The sequence below is a fragment of the Citrobacter sp. Cu096 genome, assembly GCF_030332285.1.
Lineage (GTDB): Bacteria > Pseudomonadota > Gammaproteobacteria > Enterobacterales > Enterobacteriaceae > Citrobacter > Citrobacter meridianamericanus.
The window spans coordinates 343,154-359,851 of record NZ_JAOWID010000030.1 but is presented as its reverse complement, the minus strand read 5'-3'; the positions used below and the strand labels follow the sequence as shown (position 1 = coordinate 359,851).

Below are 16,698 nucleotides of genomic sequence, written 5' to 3'. Positions count from 1 at the left end.
ATGTTTGAAGCAGCACCGATCAAAAAAGTCTCGGTGGTCATTCCCGTTTTTAATGAACAGGAAAGCCTGCCTGAACTAATCAGACGTACCAGCGCCGCCTGCGAAAAGTTGGGCAAGGACTATGAAATCCTGCTGATCGATGACGGCAGCAGTGACAATTCCGCTCAGTTGATGATGAACGCCTCCCAGGCACCAAACAGCCATATTGTTTCTATTTTGCTGAATCGCAATTACGGGCAACACTCGGCGATTATGGCCGGTTTCAGCCATGTCACTGGCGACTTGATCATCACACTGGATGCCGATTTACAGAACCCGCCGGAGGAGATCCCACGGCTGGTCGCCACCGCAGATGAGGGGTTCGATGTGGTAGGAACGGTACGTCAGAATCGTCAGGACAGCGTATTTCGTAAGACCGCCTCACGCATGATCAACCATCTGATTCAGCGCACCACCGGTAAAGCGATGGGTGACTACGGTTGTATGTTACGCGCCTATCGCCGTCACATCGTCGATGCCATGCTGCATTGCCAGGAGCGCAGCACTTTTATCCCGATTCTGGCCAATATTTTTGCCCGTCGCGCTACGGAAATCCCGGTACACCATGCAGAACGTGAATTTGGTGACTCCAAATACAGCTTCATGCGTCTGATCAACCTGATGTATGACCTGGTGACCTGTCTGACCACAACGCCGCTTCGTATGTTGAGCCTGTTGGGCAGCGTAATTGCAGCCACGGGCTTTACCATATCCGTTCTGCTTGTTGTTCTGCGCCTGACGCTCGGTCCGCAGTGGGCCGCAGAAGGGGTATTCATGCTGTTTGCCGTTCTGTTTACCTTTATCGGCGCGCAGTTTATTGGCATGGGTTTACTCGGGGAATATATAGGTCGCATCTATAACGATGTCCGTGCCCGCCCCCGCTATTTTGTTCAACACGTTATACGCCCACAAACCACGCAGTCAACCGAGGAAAACCACGCATGAAAGCCGTCGTATTTGCCTATCACGATATGGGATGTCAGGGTGTCCAGGCCTTGTTGGATGCAGGTTATGAAATCGCTGCAATTTTTACGCACACCGATAACCCAGGTGAAAAAGCGTTTTTTGGATCTGTTTCCCGCCTCGCCGCCAGCGCTGGTATTCCGGTTTACGCCCCGGACGAGGTCAACCATCCCTTATGGATTGAGCGCATCAGCCAACTGGCACCGGATGTTATTTTCTCGTTCTACTATCGTCATTTGCTGAGTGACGAGATCCTCAGCCTTGCCCCTAAGGGTGCATTTAATCTGCACGGCTCGCTGCTACCGAAATATCGCGGTCGCGCGCCGCTGAACTGGGTATTGGTCAATGGCGAAACCGAAACCGGCGTCACGCTTCATCGGATGGTCAAACGTGCGGATGCAGGTGCCATTATCGCCCAGCAACGGGTTGCTATTTCGCCGGATGATGTGGCATTAACGCTGCACCATAAATTATGCCAGGCTGCGCGTCAGTTACTGGAACAAACACTACCCGCAATTAAAACGGGAGATTATGCAGAACGTCCCCAACTGGAAGAAGAAGCGACCTGTTTTGGTCGCCGTGCGCCAGAAGATAGCTTCCTCGACTGGAACAAGCCAGCTGCAGAGTTGCATAACCAGGTACGCGCCGTCAGCGATCCTTGGCCGGGCGCGTTTAGCTATGTTGGTACGCAAAAATTCACCGTTTGGTCGTCACGCGTTTGCACAAATGACCTCGCTGCCCAACCAGGAACCGTCATCTCCATTTCGCCTTTGCTGATCGCCTGTGTCGATGGCGCACTGGAAATTATCACCGGACAAGCTGGCGATGGTATTGCCATGCAGGGATCACAGCTGGCGCAGGTTCTGGGTCTGGTGCCGGGTTCCCGCCTGAACAGCCAGTCAGTTACCACCACTAAACGCCGTACTCGCGTGCTGATCCTTGGCGTCAATGGCTTCATTGGTAACCATCTGACTGAACGCCTGTTACAAGAAGACAATTACGAAGTGTATGGACTCGACATTGGCAGCGACGCCATTAGTCGTTTTCTGCAGCACCCGCGATTCCACTTCGTCGAGGGTGACATCAGCATTCACTCCGAATGGATTGAATATCATGTGAAAAAATGCGACGTCGTACTACCGCTGGTAGCAATCGCCACACCAATCGAATATACCCGCAACCCGCTGCGCGTGTTTGAGCTCGATTTTGAAGAGAACCTGAAAATCATTCGCTACTGTGTGAAATACCGTAAGCGCATCATTTTCCCGTCAACATCTGAAGTCTACGGCATGTGTACCGACAAAGTCTTCGATGAGGACAGCTCGAATCTGATCGTCGGCCCGGTGAATAAACCACGCTGGATCTACTCCGTTTCCAAGCAGTTGCTGGACCGCGTAATCTGGGCATACGGCGAAAAAGAGGGACTGCGCTTCACCCTGTTCCGTCCATTTAACTGGATGGGGCCGCGTCTGGACAGCCTTAACGCCGCACGTATCGGCAGCTCACGCGCCATTACCCAACTTATTCTCAATCTGGTGGAAGGTTCACCGATTAAGCTGATTGAAGGCGGCAAGCAAAAACGCTGCTTTACTGATATTCGCGATGGTATTGAAGCTCTGTACCGCATCATTGAAAACGAAGACGGACGCTGTGACGGCGAAATTATCAACATCGGTAACCCGGAGAACGAAGCCAGTATTCAGGAATTGGCAGAAATGCTGCTTACCTGTTTTGAAAAACATCCATTACGCAACCACTTCCCGCCGTTTGCCGGTTTCCGTAACGTCGAAAGCAGCAGCTACTATGGTAAAGGTTATCAGGACGTTGAGCATCGTAAGCCCAACATTCGTAATGCAAAACGCTGCCTGAACTGGGAGCCCACCATTGAGATGCAGGAAACAGTAGAAGAGACGCTGGACTTCTTCTTACGCAGTGTGGATATCACGGAACACACATCATGACCAAAGTAGGCTTGCGCATTGATGTCGATACGTTCAGGGGGACGCGCGAAGGCGTGCCCCGCCTGTTGGAGACATTGAACCGACATAACATTCGGGCAAGTTTTTTCTTTAGCGTTGGACCGGACAACATGGGACGCCATCTCTGGCGTCTTGTGAAGCCGAAATTTCTGTGGAAGATGCTGCGCTCAAACGCAGCATCACTCTACGGCTGGGATATATTGCTCGCGGGAACCGCGTGGCCGGGAAAAGAGATCGGCCAGGCCAATGCGGCAATCATCGCGCAAACCGCCCTGATTCATGAAACCGGTTTGCATGCCTGGGATCATCATACCTGGCAGGCGCGTAGCGGAACCTGGAATGATAAACAGCTGATTGATGATATTTCACGAGGCATCACCGCTCTTGAAACCATCATCGGACAACCTGTTACCTGTTCTGCCGTTGCCGGATGGCGTGCCGACAACCGCGTCGTCGACGCAAAAGAAACATTCCATCTGCGCTATAACAGCGACTGTCGGGGAACGTCGTTATTTCGTCCTGTACTGGCCTCAGGGAAAGCAGGTACACCACAAATTCCCGTCACGTTACCAACATGGGATGAAGTGGTTGGTCAGGAGGTCCAGGCGGTGGACTTCAACGCTTATATTCTCTCCCACATCCAGATGAGCAGAGGAACTCCGGTGTATACCATTCATGCGGAAGTTGAAGGCATCGCTTTTCATCAGAATTTTGACGAGCTGCTGACTCGAGCCGCCGACATGGGGATTACATTTTGCCCGCTCGGCGATCTGTTACCTGACGATGTCAGTTCGCTGCCAACAGGGCAGATCGTACGTGGAAAAATACCCGGCAGAGAGGGATGGCTCGGCTGCCAACAATCGGTGAGTGCAACACAATGAAACCTGCTGCCCGCTACACTCTGGCCTTTATCGCGTTTATTGCGCTGTATTTCATTCTCCCCATTAACAGCCGCCTGCTCTGGCAACCTGATGAAACGCGCTATGCCGAAATCAGCCGGGAAATGCTGACGTCCGGCGACTGGATCGTGCCGCACTTTTTAGGACTCCGTTACTTCGAAAAACCCATTGCCGGATACTGGTTAAACAGCATCGGGCAATGGGTGTTTGGCACCAATAATTTTGGCGTCAGAGCGGGGGCCATTTTTGCCACCCTGCTGACGGCACTACTGGTTGCCTGGCTTGCCATGCGGTTATGGCAGGATAAGCGGACCGCCGTACTCTCTTCAGTAATCTTTTTAACGTTTTTCTCGGTTTACAGCATCGGCACCTACGCGGTACTTGATCCCATCATTGCTCTCTGGCTAATGGCTGGCATGTGCTGCTTTTGGGAGGGGATGCAGGCCACCACCCGAACGCGCAAAATTATCGCCTTTTTGTTGCTAGGGTTAACCTGCGGCATGGGCGTGATGACCAAGGGCTTCCTGGCGCTAGCTGTTCCTGTGCTCAGCGTACTGCCGTGGGTTTTCATGCAAAAGCGTTGGAAAGACCTCATTATCTACGGTCTGCTGGCAGTGGTCGGCTGCGTCATGATTGTGCTGCCCTGGGGAATAGCGATTGCCCAGCGTGAGCCGGATTTCTGGCATTACTTCTTCTGGGTTGAACATATTCAACGCTTCGCGCAGGATGATGCCCAACACAAGGCCCCCATCTGGTACTACATTCCGGTATTTGTGGTTGGTGCACTACCATGGCTCGGACTGCTCCCCGGCGCGCTGCGTACGGGCTGGCGTGAGCGGGATGTTCCGCGCAGCGCACTGTACCTGTTAAGCTGGATTATTATGCCAATCCTGTTTTTCAGCATCGCCAAAGGAAAACTTCCGACCTATATTCTTTCCTGCTTCGCGCCGCTGGCGATATTAACGGCGCGTTTCGGCCTGCAGGCCGCGGAAAAAGGCTCAGCCGCGCTGCGCGTGAATAGTTGGATCAACGTGCTGTTCGGTGTGATCGGTATTGTTGCCACATTTATTGTGTCCACATTGGGTCCGTTAAAGACGCCGGTCTGGTCGTATATCGAAACGTATAAGGTGTTTTGCGCGTGGGGCATTTTTATCACCTGGGCACTGTTCGGCTGGTATACGCTAAATAACAGCGAGAAGAACTGGAAATTTGCCGCGCTGTGCCCGCTGGGACTCGCGCTGCTGTTTGGCTTCTCAGTCCCTGACCGGGTGATGGAGTCTAAACAGCCGCAGTTTTTTGTCGAGATGACCAAAGAGTCGCTGGAGTCGAGCCGTTACATTCTCGCCGACAACGTTGGTGTTGCCGCAGGGCTGGCCTGGAGCCTGAAGCGTGACGACATCATGATGTACAGCCAAACGGGCGAGTTAAAATATGGCCTCAACTACCCGGATGCGCAGGGGCGCTTTGTCAGTCGGGAAGACTTTGCCGACTGGTTAGCGCAACATCGTCAGCAAGGAAATATTACGCTCGTGCTCACAATTGATAAGGATGAAGATATTAATCAATTTGCCATCCCTCCCGCTGACTACATTGATAATCAGGGGCGTTTGGTTCTGATTCAGTATCGGCCTAAATGATCTGGATAGCCTTAGTTCTCGCCAGTCTGCTCAGCGTCTGCGGTCAGTTATGCCAGAAGCAGGCGACCCGCCCCGTCTCCGTTCGTGTGCGGAAACGCCATGTTACGCAATGGATAGGGCTCGCTCTGGCAAGCCTCGGTCTGGCCATGCTGCTGTGGCTGGCGGTACTGCAGAATATTCCTGTCGGTATCGCCTATCCCATGCTAAGTCTTAACTTTGTATGGGTGACACTGGCCGCATGGAAAATCTGGCGCGAACCCGTCACTACACGCCACTGGCTGGGGGTTGGGCTAATCATCACCGGCATCTTTATTCTTGGGAGTGCGGTGTAATGGGCCTATTTTGGGGATTATGTAGCGTGATTATCACTTCAGTCGCCCAGTTGAGCCTCGGCTTTGCGATGGATAATCTGCCGCCAATGCTGCAACCGCTGGCATTCATCTCTGCCGTATTTTCTCTTAGCATCGGCGCGTTTTCCCTGTATGCCGGGCTGGCAGGCTATTTACTATCGGTTATTTGCTGGCATAAAGCCCTGCACCAGCTTGCGCTCAGCAAGGCCTATGCCCTGCTCAGCCTGAGCTATGTGTTAGTGTGGGTTGCATCCATGATCCTGCCCGGCTGGCAGGGATCATTTTCAGTAAAGGCGCTCGCTGGAGTGCTATGCATCATGGCAGGGCTAATGACGATTTTTCTGCCTTCACGCAAGTGTCAGCCCTAATTATTTATCTTCGGACTGTCGTAACAGGCGTTCCCATTCGTCACAAATATACTGTCTGGCATCAATGATTTTAATCATTCGGGCCTTATCGCGATTAATACAATATTGGGCATCTTTCAGGGGTGAAAGGAGGTCTCCGGGCTTAAGCGACTCGGTAGATTGCGCCTCGGCCAGCATCTTCAGCGAACCGCCGCTATCGCAAAGTACGATATAAAGCCTCCTTGCTTTTTTGAGACAGCAAGACTTCTTCACATGCCATTCCATAACGCACCTTTTGTTAATAAATTTCACATCAGGTTACACTTTAGCTGATAAACAAAACGACAATAGCGACGGAATGGCAAAAATGAGAAATGTAATTAATGTTTTCTTAATGTTAACGACGAAGCACCTACCCAATCCGACAGTGCGCGACGGGAGATTTTAATCCCTCCGGCTTTGAGTTCGGGTGGTAATGTCAGCCAGCACACCGGTTGTTGAAAGCGGGCCAACTTATCTTTAACCCACTCAGCCAGATTGGTATCACCTGCGCTGGCGTCATATTCAACGACTGCTACCGGACGATGCCCAAACTCTTTATCTTCTATCGGCACAATAAAAGCTTGCAGAACATGCGGATGCCCTGCAATCACGCGTTCCACTTCTTCCGGCTGGATGCCTTCCCCACCGCTAAAGAACAGATTGTCCATACGACCGACAATCGTTAACTTGCCGTCCATTAACACACCGCGATCGCGGGTGGCAAACCAGCCTTCCGCGTTCACTAATGGAATAAGCTGCCCATTACGCCAGTAACCTTGCGCCATGCTGGCGGCTCGCAACCAGACTTCGTCGTTAACGATCCTGACTTCCCGCCCCGGTAAAGCAGAGCCCACATCCGCCCGGCCATCCGCTTCTTTCGCACAGACCGTAGAAGCAAACTCCGTCAGGCCGTAACCGCACCAGCAACGAATCCCCTGTTTGCGCGCTTGTTCGGTCAATTCCACAGGAATTGCCGCGCCACCTAATAGTACAGCTTTAAGCGATACCGGCGTGTTGTTGACCAGCAAGCGCCACAGCTGTGTGGGAACCAGTGAAGCGTGGGTACATCCAGCCAGCATTTGCTCAAGCGGCTGCTTGTCGCGCACGGTCATTCGTGCCCCGGCAAACAACCAGCGCCACAAAATACCCTGGCCGGAAACATGAAACAGCGGCAGCGAGAGCAGCCAGTCATCTTCAGCGCCAAACGGCATTAATGACAGCACACCCTGAGCGCTCGCCAGATGTGCCTGACAGGTATGAACTGCCGCTTTTGGCAATCCGGTAGAACCTGAGGTTAACGTCATCGTGCTCAAACGTTCGGGTAACCACGCGGCGGCATGCTTGCCCGGCAATACCTGCATTTGCAACGGATTGAGTCCCGGAAGTGCGTGAGTGGACTCCAGATCCAGCGCAAAACGCAGCGTTAACTCGGGGACCAGCGCATCAAGCAGCGGCTGAGGCAACTGTGGGTTCACAGGTAAAACCCGCGCCCCACACTGCAACAGTGCCAGCCAGGTCAACAATGCTCGCGGATGATTCCAGGCGCGAAGCAGAACACCATCGCCCTCTTCCACGCCCTGAGCGGCAAAGCCGCAGGCCAGATGGTCGACACGTGTACAGAGGTCGTCCCAGCTTAATACTTCATCATTGAGTCGTAGGGCTGGCATATGCGCACGAATCTGTCGCCAGTGGCGCCAAGGCCAGTTTCCGGGGTGTAACAGGCCCGATATGCTTACGCTATCGGGCATTTCCCACTGGGTCATAGCAGGCGTTCCAGCGCATCAACGTTGATACACGGCAACGCGCTGCCCGGCCAGGTGCGTACCTGCTGGCATTGCATCAGACTCAGGGTATCCAGACCCGGAATGGTCTGCGGTGTCAGCCAGGCGGCAATTCTCGCCAGTTGGGTTAAGCCGAGACTCGACTCGATCGACGAACTAATAACCGCGGTGAGACCAAGTGCATGCGCCGCTGCAACCTGTTCGCGCACTTTATCGAGACTGCCCGTCAGCGTAGGTTTGATAACCACAGCCTTAACGCCCTCTTCGGCTTCGAAGGTGAAATCCGCTTCACGCAGACTTTCATCCCAGGCGATAGCAATGCCGGTTTCTCGCGCGAAAGCACGGGAGTCGTCGCGGGTTTTACATGGCTCTTCGAGGAAGGCAATGCGCCCGCGATACTCAGGATTGACATATTTCGCAAACTGCTGAGCTTTTAACGGCGTCCAGGCGCGGTTGGCGTCAAGACGCAAATGCAGCTCCGGAATCGCCTCAAGCAGCAGGTTGGCAACCATGCCGTCGCGAACAGCTTCATACAGTCCGACCTTGATCTTTGCCACTTTCTCACCCGGCATATCCGCCAGTTGCAGGACCAGATCGTCAGGATCGCCCGTACACAGCGGCGCAGCACGGTAGTCCGCCGCCTCCGGCAGAGTACCTGCCAGTTCGGCCAGCGCACAGCTTGCGCCAAAGGCGACCGAAGGCAGTTGCGGCAAGGAAGCATTGCCCTGTAGCCAACCGTTGACCCAGGCCAGCAGCTCAGTTTGCGCCTCTGCCCAGCTTTCCTGACTGAAGCCCGGCAGTGGGGAGATCTCTCCCCACCCTTCGCGCTCGCCGTCACGAAGACAAACGTACAGCCCGTCACGCGTTTTTAACCGCCTGTCGCGCAGAATCACCCCCGCGTCCATGGGGATCTGCCAGCGGTATACCTGCGCGCTACGCATTACGGATTCCGTTTGAATTTGCTGAAATCAGGCTGACGTTTCTGGTTAAAGGCATTGCGGCCTTCCTGACCTTCTTCCGTCATGTAGAACAGCATCGTGGCGTTACCCGCCAACTCCTGCAGACCCGCCTGACCATCGCAGTCGGCGTTCAGCGCAGCTTTCAGGCAGCGCAGCGCCATTGGGCTGTTTTGCAGCATCTCGCGACACCAGCGTACAGTCTCTTTTTCCAGATCCGCCAGCGGAACGACAGTGTTTACCAGGCCCATATCCAGCGCTTGTTTTGCATCGTACTGACGGCACAGGAACCAGATTTCACGTGCTTTTTTCTGACCGACGATGCGCGCCATGTAGGAAGCGCCCCAACCGCCGTCGAATGAACCGACTTTCGGTCCGGTCTGACCAAAGATTGCGTTTTCAGCGGCAATGGTCAGGTCGCACATCATGTGCAGCACATGGCCGCCGCCGATGGAAAAACCTGCAACCATCGCCACGACCGGTTTCGGACAGGTACGAATCTGGCGCTGGAAGTCCAGCACGTTCAGGTGATGCACCCCGGAGTCATCCTGGTATCCACCATAATCGCCACGTACTTTCTGATCGCCGCCAGCGCAGAACGCTTTATCGCCCGCACCGGTCAGAATAATCACGCCGATGTTGTCATCATAGCGGGCATCCGCCAGCGCCTGGATCATCTCTTTCACGGTGACAGGACGGAAGGCATTACGTACCTGTGGACGATTAATGGTGATTTTTGCGATACCGTCGGTGGATTTCTCGTAGAGAATGTCGGTGTAGCCTTCAGAGCAATCGTGCCATTCTACCGGTGCGTAAAGCATTGTTTCATCAGGATAGATCATAAAATGTCCTATAGTCAGCGACGCAGAATCTGAGCCAGACAGTCCACCACGCCAGCGGGATTGTCCCGATGGGCGTTGTGCCCGGCATTACGAATCACATGGTTTGGTACTGACATTTCCGTCACCAGAGCGCGGAATTTATCGTCACGTTCACCACATAAATAATAAAACGGAAATGTGCGCGTAGTGAGTTGCGCACGTAAATCAGGTTGTACTGCAAGCGAGGTGGCCTCCAGCATTGCCGCCAGTGTTTGCCCGTTATTCTGGCTACGCAGTTCGACCAGCGCCTCTCTTTGCACGACATTCAGCGAGGAAAAAACCGGCTGTTGATACCAGTCATTAAACACCTCGCACAGCGGCTCCGTGCGAAAACGCGCAGCCCAGCGGCTATCTGAGAGACGACGCTGGGCGCGTTCATCTTCGCTTTGCAGCCCTGGATGCCCACCTTCAACTACCAGACCACACAGTCCGGACAACGCCTGACAGGCCGTCATCATCGCGACCCTGCCACCAAGAGAGTATCCCACCAGCCAGTAGTTAAGTATGTTGTAACTAAATAAAGTATTACGCAGCAGTTCACTGACGTCATCAAATCCGCTTACGCTGATGTCAGCGGACCCACCATGTCCCGGCAGGTCGATATACAGCCGCGAATAATTTCCAAATGCTTCGCCAACCGTCTGCCATTCCCGACAATCACCCGAAAAACCGTGCAGGAAAACCAGCCAGGGAGATCCCGTCTGGCCCTCGTTCGCCTGCGCGTGCAGGATCATAGATGGCTTACCTGCGCCAGCAGTTGCTGCAAGGTTTGCGCCCCGTCAGTTTCGTTTACCACCAGCTCAATCACCGTTGCCGCCGGAGTACGCCAGGCGTCAGTCAACGCACTCTCCAGTTGCTCCCAGTTTTCCGGACGCTGGTATTTAAGGTCAAACATGGCGGCAGCATGCTCAAAATGCACGTTCTGCGGCATCAGATAAAACCGTTCGCGTTCGTTTGCTGGCGTCGGCAGCAGGGAAAAAATTTGTCCGCCGTTATTATTGACCACGATCAGGACAAACGGCGCGGAAACCTGACGCAATAACGCCAGCGCATTGAGGTCATACAAAGCAGATAAATCGCCGACGATAGCCAGCGTCGATTTCGCGCTGGCGCGCTGTACACCGGCTGCAGTTGACAGCAGGCCGTCAATGCCGCTCGCGCCACGATTGCTATAGACCGGGTAACCAGCCGGAAGCTGCGACAGCGCATCAATCAGGCGCACCACCAGGCTGTTGCCCACGAACAGCTGCCCCTGTTCCGGCAAATAGTCGCGAATACGATGGGCCAATTGCGCTTCACCAAACGCGTCACGACGGGCCTCTACCGCCTGCCAGGCCAGTTGCGCCAGGCGAGGGATCTCCACGCACCAGGGCTGGCGTTTCTCCGCCGGATGCAGTTCCAGCCAGTCACCAACCTTCGCGACCAGCCTGCGCCCACGATGGTGAGCCGGATCGAGACGGCCTTCGATATTATCAATAATCCAGTATTCCTGCGGATCACAGCTGGCCTGCCATTGCAGGAGTCGTTTTCCGGTCAGGCTGCTACCAAGCTGCACCACAATCTGCGCCTGCTGTAATTCTGCCACCGCTCTCGCATTCCCGAGCCACAAATCGGCACACGGTAACGGCTGTCCGGTTTGCGACAGAACATCGCCAATCAACGGCCAGCCTAGCATCTGCGCCCATTGCGCGACTTTCTTACCTTCTTCCGCGCTCATGCGTCCCGCAATCACGACGCCGCGTTTTTGCCGCCAGAAAAACCAGTCACGCTGTTTGTCGCTCTCCAGCCGACGCGCTTCACGCAGCCAGGGCTTATCATCCTGCCACCAGTCGCCAAGGCGCTGCTGCCAGGCGATCCCCGTTTCGTCCATGTCGCCATACAGCGGCTCCGCAAACGGGCAATTGATATGCACCGCCCCGCTGTGCAGCGCAGCTAAAGCGTTATCAATGGTGGATACCAGCCAGCTTGCCGGAATATCTTGAGTCGGGCGCGGTAAAGAGAGCGTCTGCGACGGATGCGAAGCAAACATACCGGTCTGACGGATTGCCTGGTTAGCGCCACAGTCGATAAGTTCAGGAGGTCGGTCAGCCGTGAGTAAAATCAGTTTTTCACCAGTCAGGCCCGCTTCAATCAACGCGGGATACAAATTCGCTACCGCCGTACCGGACGTCACAATCACGGCGACAGGCTGTCGGCTGACTTTTGCCAGACCTAAGGCCAGATGCCCAAGACCACGCTCATCAAAATGAGTATGGTGGATAAAAGCGGAGTTTTCCGCGGCCGCCAGCGTCAGCGGTGTAGAACGAGAGCCAGGGGCAATACAGACATGCCTGACGCCGTGGCGAGTGAGTGCTTCAAGAATGACCGCCGCCCAGCGTCGGTTAAATGCGCTTACTGACATGAGATTGTCCGGTATCAATATTGCGACACAGTATAAAGAATCGAATAAATGGATTTTTGATATGAGTCGGTAATGTGTGACTCATTAGGCTTCCATCTGTAATAAAGTACGTAAACCCGCCGCTTTGTTGTCTATTTCTTGCCATTCCTGCTCAGGATCTGAGCCATGCACGATCCCTGCCCCGGCATACAGGCGTACCACGTTTGCGCTAATTTTTGCCGAACGTAATGACACGCAAAACTCACTTTGCCGCAGTGAAAGATAACCCGCAGAACCGGCATACCACTCGCGCTCAAAGGGTTCATTATGTTGGATAAAGTCTCGCGCCAGTTCACGCGGGATCCCTGCGACTGCCGCCGTGGGCTGGAGCTGCATCAGGCAAAGCGTATCGTCGGCCTGATTCAGTTCCGTCCAGATACAGCGGCGCAGATGCTGCACTTTGCGCAGTCTGAGCACCTGCGGCGGCAGCACGTCGAGAGTTTGCGTACAACCTTGCAGACGCTGGCAAATATCTTCGACCACCAACATATTCTCGCGTTGATTTTTATCATCTTTCATTAACCATTCGCCCAACTGCCAGGCCCGATGATCCTCAGGGTGGTTGGCAACGGTTCCGGCCAGAGCTTCAGTGCGCAGAGCCTTGTCACGCCGCCGATACAGACGTTCAGGTGAAGATCCAAGAAAAGCGGAATCGGCGGAGAATGCCATAAAGAAATGGTAGCAGTTCAGGTTTAAGCGACGGCTGGATGCCATCATGGCCGCGGCATTAACCGACTGAGAAAACTGTAAGTCGGTCGCTCGCGCCAGCACGACCTTATCGAGTTCTTCCCTATTGATCGTTTGCGTGGCGAGTTTTATCAGTTTTGTCCAGCCCGCTTTGTCCGGCCAGTTCTGCTCGCCGGTCAAACTGAGACGCAATGCGGGTAGCGGCTTAACATTGGCGAGCGATGAGATAAACGCCACTGCCTGCGCGGCGTCGTCACGCAGCGATACGTCGCTGTAAAGATGTAGGCGTAAGCTCGCCACCCCGGCACAACGTCGCCATTCCAGTCGCGGCAGCAGCAAATTGCCGCGCTGGGGCTCAAAGGCATTCAGACCCCAAATACGCAGGTCGGGATGATTATCATGCTGGTGTAAAAAATGCTGAGCTGATTCCAGCGAGGAAAATGCGGCGACGGCTCCCAGTACGGCGGCCTCTTCGTCGCCGTTACGCTGCTGCCAGTAAAACTGGGGCCAGACGGGTTGACTGGCCAACCATCCTAAAGCGTCAAACGCATCATTCAGTGGGAAAGGTATGTCGTAAATACGAATTCCAGGTGCGGCTGGTATCTCTTGCGACAAATGACGCATCAGACTTTCCAGCGCAGTAGTGATTGAATGCACGCGGACCTCTCCCTGTTAAAAACCTCACATTATACGGGGTACTGAACAGAAAAAGCAGTACCCCCAGTTAGGGAGTACGTATAAATGCGCTGACGGAATGGAATTTATCGCCGTGCTAACAATAATCCCATCACTAAACCGACCGTTGCGCCAACACCGATTCCGCGCCAGGGCTTTTCGTGCACATAGTCATCCGCCCGGCAAACGGCTTTTTTGGCGCGGTAATAGTAACTGTCAGAAGCGTGGCTGACGCGATTTCTCACTTCTTCTAACGCCCGCTCTGCCCGCGCTTTTAACTCCAGGTACTTTTGATCGGCTGGATCGCCCGAAGAACGCAACACTTCCTCCAGCGTTTCACTCAATAATTCCAGATCGTCATCGATGCGTGATTCATAAGAATGAAAAGACATTTTATTCTCCCTTTCTATTGACGTACCCGCTAACTATAGACAATCAGACGTATTTGCGCCTGTTTACGCGCGATGCGCTTCCCGCGCCATACCAATGTGTGGAATACCGTCTTCGTCATAGACATCCGTCACCGGAACAAAGCCAAAGCGCGCATAGAAAGATTGCAAATGCGCCTGCGCCCCCAGATACAGCGCCATGTGCGGCCAGTGTTGCGTACAGGATGCCAGCGTCTGAGTCATCAGTTGTTGCCCCAGTTTTTCACCACGCAGCGCTTCGCTTACAATCACCCGTCCAATCACCACCGGCTCCAGCTCGTCATCGCTTTTCAGAATCCTCGCATACGCCACCAGCTCATCGTTATGCCAACCCAAAATGTGCCGATTCTCACCCATCAGGTCATCACCATCCACATCCTGGTATGGACACTGTTGCTCAACAACAAACACCGCACAGCGAAGCTGGAGAATCGCGTACAACTGCTGTGTATTCAGCTTTGCATGGTGGAGATCTTGCCAGTGAATCATCGTCTGCCCCTTTGTTGTGATAACCTGAACACCCTGCCTTATTGATGGCGAAAAGTGTAACGCGAAAATGGAATTACTATTTTTAGGCACGTCTGCGGGAGTCCCCACGCGCTCACGCAATGTAACGGCAATTTTACTGAATCTGCAACACCCGACACAGGCGGGGCTGTGGCTTTTCGATTGTGGTGAAGGTACGCAGCATCAAATGCTCACCACGCCATTTAATCCGGGAAAACTCGATCGTATTTTTATCAGCCATCTGCACGGCGATCACTTGTTTGGTTTACCGGGGCTGCTGTGCAGTCGTTCAATGGCTGGGAACGTCCAACCGCTAACGCTCTACGGACCCAAAGGGTTGCGGGAGTTTACCGAAACCGTTTTACGTCTGAGCGGCTCCTGGACCGATTATCCGCTGGAAATTGTGGAAATCACCGCAGGTGAGATTGTCGATGACGGCCTGCGTAAAGTCACGGCGTATCCCCTGGAGCATCCTCTGGAGTGTTACGGTTTTCGTGTTGAAGAACACGACAAACCCGGTGCGCTTAATGCCAGCGCCCTGAAGGCGGCAGGCGTTAAATCGGGCCCGTGGTTTCAGGATTTGAAAGCCGGGAAAACCATCGTACTGGAAGATGGTCGCACAATTAACGGTACCGATTTCCTCTCCCCGGCAACCCGAGGAAAATCCGTGGCTATTTTCGGCGATACCGGACCTTGCGCATCCGCCATTGCCCTGGCGCGAGGTGTGAATGTAATGGTGCATGAAACCACCCTGGACGCCTCAATGGAGGAAAAAGCCAACAGCCGTGGGCACAGCTCGACCCGACAAGCCGCACAGCTGGCTTTGGAAGCCGGAGTGGGACGCCTGATCATGACCCACGTTAGCTCACGCTATGATGAAAAAGGCTGTCAGCGTTTGCTTGAAGAGTGCAAAGCGATTTTTCCAGACACGGAACTGGCTCACGATTTCGCCATTTTCACCGTTTAGTGCTCCATTTTTCCGCCTCAGTGCCGATAACAGTGGAAAGGCTGGCTTTCACACTGAGGACAGGATGAACAATTTCCAGAAAGATATTGATGACAGGACAAACCTAACCCTGTCTAACCGTTTTGAACTGCTGCTGTTTCGCCTTGGCAAATCCGTTGAGGAGCAGAAATCAGAGCTGTTTGGCATCAACGTATTCAAACTGCGTGAAATCGTACCGATGCCGACCTTTACGCGTCCGGCAGGCATGAAGGCGCCACTTTTGGGGATGGTTAATATTCGCGATCAGGTCATCCCGGTGATTGACCTGCCTGCCGTCGCAGGCTGTAAGCCAGAGACCGGACTCAACATTCTGTTGATCACGGAATATGCCCGTAGCGTCCAGGCGTTCGCGGTGGAGTCAGTGGAAAACATCATGCGTCTGGACTGGCAACAGGTGCATACCGCCGAGAAAGCCGTCAATGGTCGCTACATTACCAGTATCGCCTGCCTGGACGACAATAAAGAAACCAACAACCTGGCGCTGGTACTCGATGTTGAGCAAATCCTGTACGACATCGTACCATCGAACCACGATCTGCGCGCAACAGAGCTGAAAACCAATAAGTTCAACATTACGCCGGGTGCGGTGGCGATAGTGGCAGATGACTCAAAAGTGGCTCGCGCGATGCTGGAGAAAGGGCTTAACGCCATGGAGATCCCACACCTGATGCATGTGACGGGCCAGGATGCGTGGGAAAAAATTCAGCAGCTAACTGAAGAAGCGGAAGCAGAAGGCAAGCCAATTAGCGAGAAAATTGCTCTGGTGCTCACCGATCTGGAAATGCCGGAGATGGATGGTTTTACGCTTACCCGTAAGATAAAAACCGACGAACGCCTGAAGAAGATCCCTGTCGTTATTCACTCCTCGCTTTCCGGTAGCGCTAATGAAGATCACGTCCGCCGAGTGAAAGCCGATGGCTACGTGGCCAAATTCGAAGTCAATGAGCTTTCTTCAGTAATCCAGGAAGTGATGGATCGCGCGGCACACAATCTTGAGGGACCGTTGGTAAGCAGACAGCTTTTGAATTAAATATTTTTCACGCATAAAAAAACCCGCCAAGGCGGGTTTTTTCGTTATTGC

17 protein-coding genes are annotated in these 16,698 nt (G+C 53.8%); 8 read left to right on the top strand and 9 right to left on the bottom strand.

Going from position 1 to position 16,698, the window contains the following annotated elements; all coding sequences use genetic code 11:
- From arnC to arnF, 6 genes are read left to right on the top strand one after another with little or no spacing between them, the layout of a single operon-like run.
- Positions 1 to 984 carry an undecaprenyl-phosphate 4-deoxy-4-formamido-L-arabinose transferase gene (gene arnC, locus OGX99_RS16060; protein WP_187253452.1) on the top strand — a complete coding sequence of 328 codons (984 nt, stop codon included), beginning with the start codon at positions 1 to 3 and terminating at the stop codon, positions 982 to 984.
- Positions 981 to 2,963, top strand: coding sequence for a bifunctional UDP-4-amino-4-deoxy-L-arabinose formyltransferase/UDP-glucuronic acid oxidase ArnA (gene arnA, locus OGX99_RS16055; RefSeq protein WP_286544204.1), 1,983 nt, complete (start codon positions 981 to 983; stop codon positions 2,961 to 2,963). Before arnC ends, arnA begins: the two co-directional genes overlap by 4 nt.
- Positions 2,960 to 3,862, top strand: a complete 903-nt coding sequence (arnD, locus tag OGX99_RS16050) for a 4-deoxy-4-formamido-L-arabinose-phosphoundecaprenol deformylase (protein WP_151224757.1) — start codon at positions 2,960 to 2,962, stop codon at positions 3,860 to 3,862. Before arnA ends, arnD begins: the two co-directional genes overlap by 4 nt.
- Positions 3,859 to 5,517: a lipid IV(A) 4-amino-4-deoxy-L-arabinosyltransferase gene (gene arnT / locus OGX99_RS16045; protein WP_187253455.1), complete on the top strand. Its 1,659-nt coding sequence runs from the start codon at positions 3,859 to 3,861 to the stop codon at positions 5,515 to 5,517. Before arnD ends, arnT begins: the two co-directional genes overlap by 4 nt.
- Positions 5,514 to 5,849, top strand: coding sequence for a 4-amino-4-deoxy-L-arabinose-phosphoundecaprenol flippase subunit ArnE (gene arnE, locus OGX99_RS16040; protein ID WP_151219913.1), 336 nt, complete (start codon positions 5,514 to 5,516; stop codon positions 5,847 to 5,849). Before arnT ends, arnE begins: the two co-directional genes overlap by 4 nt.
- Entirely contained in the window at positions 5,849 to 6,235 is a 387-nt protein-coding gene (gene arnF / locus OGX99_RS16035) for a 4-amino-4-deoxy-L-arabinose-phosphoundecaprenol flippase subunit ArnF (protein WP_151219914.1), read from the top strand. Before arnE ends, arnF begins: the two co-directional genes overlap by 1 nt.
- On the opposite strand, the gene pmrD is transcribed toward arnF, so the two are convergent.
- The 9 genes from pmrD to OGX99_RS15990 all read right to left on the bottom strand — a co-directional run bounded on the left by pmrD (position 6,236) and on the right by OGX99_RS15990 (position 14,593).
- Entirely contained in the window at positions 6,236 to 6,499 is a 264-nt protein-coding gene (pmrD, locus tag OGX99_RS16030; protein ID WP_151219915.1) for a signal transduction protein PmrD, read from the bottom strand. It abuts the gene before it with no gap.
- Positions 6,500 to 6,594: 95 nt separating this feature from the next.
- On the bottom strand, positions 6,595 to 8,019 hold the full coding sequence (menE, locus tag OGX99_RS16025; RefSeq protein WP_187258670.1) for an o-succinylbenzoate--CoA ligase: 1,425 nt from the start codon (positions 8,017 to 8,019) through the stop codon (positions 6,595 to 6,597).
- Entirely contained in the window at positions 8,016 to 8,978 is a 963-nt protein-coding gene (gene menC / locus OGX99_RS16020) for an o-succinylbenzoate synthase (RefSeq protein WP_151224758.1), read from the bottom strand. The genes menE and menC overlap by 4 nt, the downstream gene beginning before the upstream one ends.
- A complete protein-coding gene (gene menB, locus OGX99_RS16015) occupies positions 8,978 to 9,835 on the bottom strand; it encodes a 1,4-dihydroxy-2-naphthoyl-CoA synthase (protein ID WP_003027671.1) in 858 nt (285 codons plus the stop codon). Before menB ends, menC begins: the two co-directional genes overlap by 1 nt.
- Before the next feature lie 14 nt (positions 9,836 to 9,849).
- Positions 9,850 to 10,608, bottom strand: a complete 759-nt coding sequence (gene menH / locus OGX99_RS16010; RefSeq protein WP_286544196.1) for a 2-succinyl-6-hydroxy-2,4-cyclohexadiene-1-carboxylate synthase — start codon at positions 10,606 to 10,608, stop codon at positions 9,850 to 9,852.
- On the bottom strand, positions 10,605 to 12,275 hold the full coding sequence (menD, locus tag OGX99_RS16005; protein ID WP_286544194.1) for a 2-succinyl-5-enolpyruvyl-6-hydroxy-3-cyclohexene-1-carboxylic-acid synthase: 1,671 nt from the start codon (positions 12,273 to 12,275) through the stop codon (positions 10,605 to 10,607). The genes menH and menD overlap by 4 nt, the downstream gene beginning before the upstream one ends.
- 84 nt (positions 12,276 to 12,359) lie before the next feature.
- Positions 12,360 to 13,658: an isochorismate synthase MenF gene (gene menF / locus OGX99_RS16000; protein WP_151224759.1), complete on the bottom strand. Its 1,299-nt coding sequence runs from the start codon at positions 13,656 to 13,658 to the stop codon at positions 12,360 to 12,362.
- Positions 13,659 to 13,762: 104 nt separating this feature from the next.
- On the bottom strand, positions 13,763 to 14,068 hold the full coding sequence (gene elaB / locus OGX99_RS15995; protein ID WP_003027683.1) for a stress response protein ElaB: 306 nt from the start codon (positions 14,066 to 14,068) through the stop codon (positions 13,763 to 13,765).
- A gap of 63 nt (positions 14,069 to 14,131) precedes the next feature.
- The gene (locus OGX99_RS15990) at positions 14,132 to 14,593 is read right to left on the bottom strand and encodes a GNAT family N-acetyltransferase (RefSeq protein WP_187253459.1); all 462 of its coding nucleotides are present in this window, start codon (positions 14,591 to 14,593) and stop codon (positions 14,132 to 14,134) included.
- Between the two features lie 67 nt (positions 14,594 to 14,660).
- Between OGX99_RS15990 and rbn the strand changes: the two genes are divergently transcribed.
- Complete coding sequence (gene rbn, locus OGX99_RS15985) at positions 14,661 to 15,578, top strand: ribonuclease BN (protein ID WP_286544191.1); 918 nt, start codon at positions 14,661 to 14,663, stop codon at positions 15,576 to 15,578.
- Between the two features lie 64 nt (positions 15,579 to 15,642).
- Positions 15,643 to 16,647 carry a chemotaxis protein gene (locus OGX99_RS15980; RefSeq protein WP_151219921.1) on the top strand — a complete coding sequence of 335 codons (1,005 nt, stop codon included), beginning with the start codon at positions 15,643 to 15,645 and terminating at the stop codon, positions 16,645 to 16,647.
- Positions 16,648 to 16,698 lie beyond the last annotated feature (51 nt).

Coding starts and splice junctions, on each gene's coding strand:
- arnC (WP_187253452.1), top strand. CDS start 1: ATGTTTGAAGCAGCACCGATCAAAAAAGTCTCGGTGGTCATTCCCGTT.
- arnA (WP_286544204.1), top strand. CDS start 981: ATGAAAGCCGTCGTATTTGCCTATCACGATATGGGATGTCAGGGTGTC.
- arnD (WP_151224757.1), top strand. CDS start 2,960: ATGACCAAAGTAGGCTTGCGCATTGATGTCGATACGTTCAGGGGGACG.
- arnT (WP_187253455.1), top strand. CDS start 3,859: ATGAAACCTGCTGCCCGCTACACTCTGGCCTTTATCGCGTTTATTGCG.
- arnE (WP_151219913.1), top strand. CDS start 5,514: ATGATCTGGATAGCCTTAGTTCTCGCCAGTCTGCTCAGCGTCTGCGGT.
- arnF (WP_151219914.1), top strand. CDS start 5,849: ATGGGCCTATTTTGGGGATTATGTAGCGTGATTATCACTTCAGTCGCC.
- pmrD (WP_151219915.1), bottom strand. CDS start 6,499: ATGGAATGGCATGTGAAGAAGTCTTGCTGTCTCAAAAAAGCAAGGAGG.
- menE (WP_187258670.1), bottom strand. CDS start 8,019: ATGACCCAGTGGGAAATGCCCGATAGCGTAAGCATATCGGGCCTGTTA.
- menC (WP_151224758.1), bottom strand. CDS start 8,978: ATGCGTAGCGCGCAGGTATACCGCTGGCAGATCCCCATGGACGCGGGG.
- menB (WP_003027671.1), bottom strand. CDS start 9,835: ATGATCTATCCTGATGAAACAATGCTTTACGCACCGGTAGAATGGCAC.
- menH (WP_286544196.1), bottom strand. CDS start 10,608: ATGATCCTGCACGCGCAGGCGAACGAGGGCCAGACGGGATCTCCCTGG.
- menD (WP_286544194.1), bottom strand. CDS start 12,275: ATGTCAGTAAGCGCATTTAACCGACGCTGGGCGGCGGTCATTCTTGAA.
- elaB (WP_003027683.1), bottom strand. CDS start 14,068: ATGTCTTTTCATTCTTATGAATCACGCATCGATGACGATCTGGAATTA.
- OGX99_RS15990 (WP_187253459.1), bottom strand. CDS start 14,593: ATGATTCACTGGCAAGATCTCCACCATGCAAAGCTGAATACACAGCAG.
- rbn (WP_286544191.1), top strand. CDS start 14,661: ATGGAATTACTATTTTTAGGCACGTCTGCGGGAGTCCCCACGCGCTCA.
- OGX99_RS15980 (WP_151219921.1), top strand. CDS start 15,643: ATGAACAATTTCCAGAAAGATATTGATGACAGGACAAACCTAACCCTG.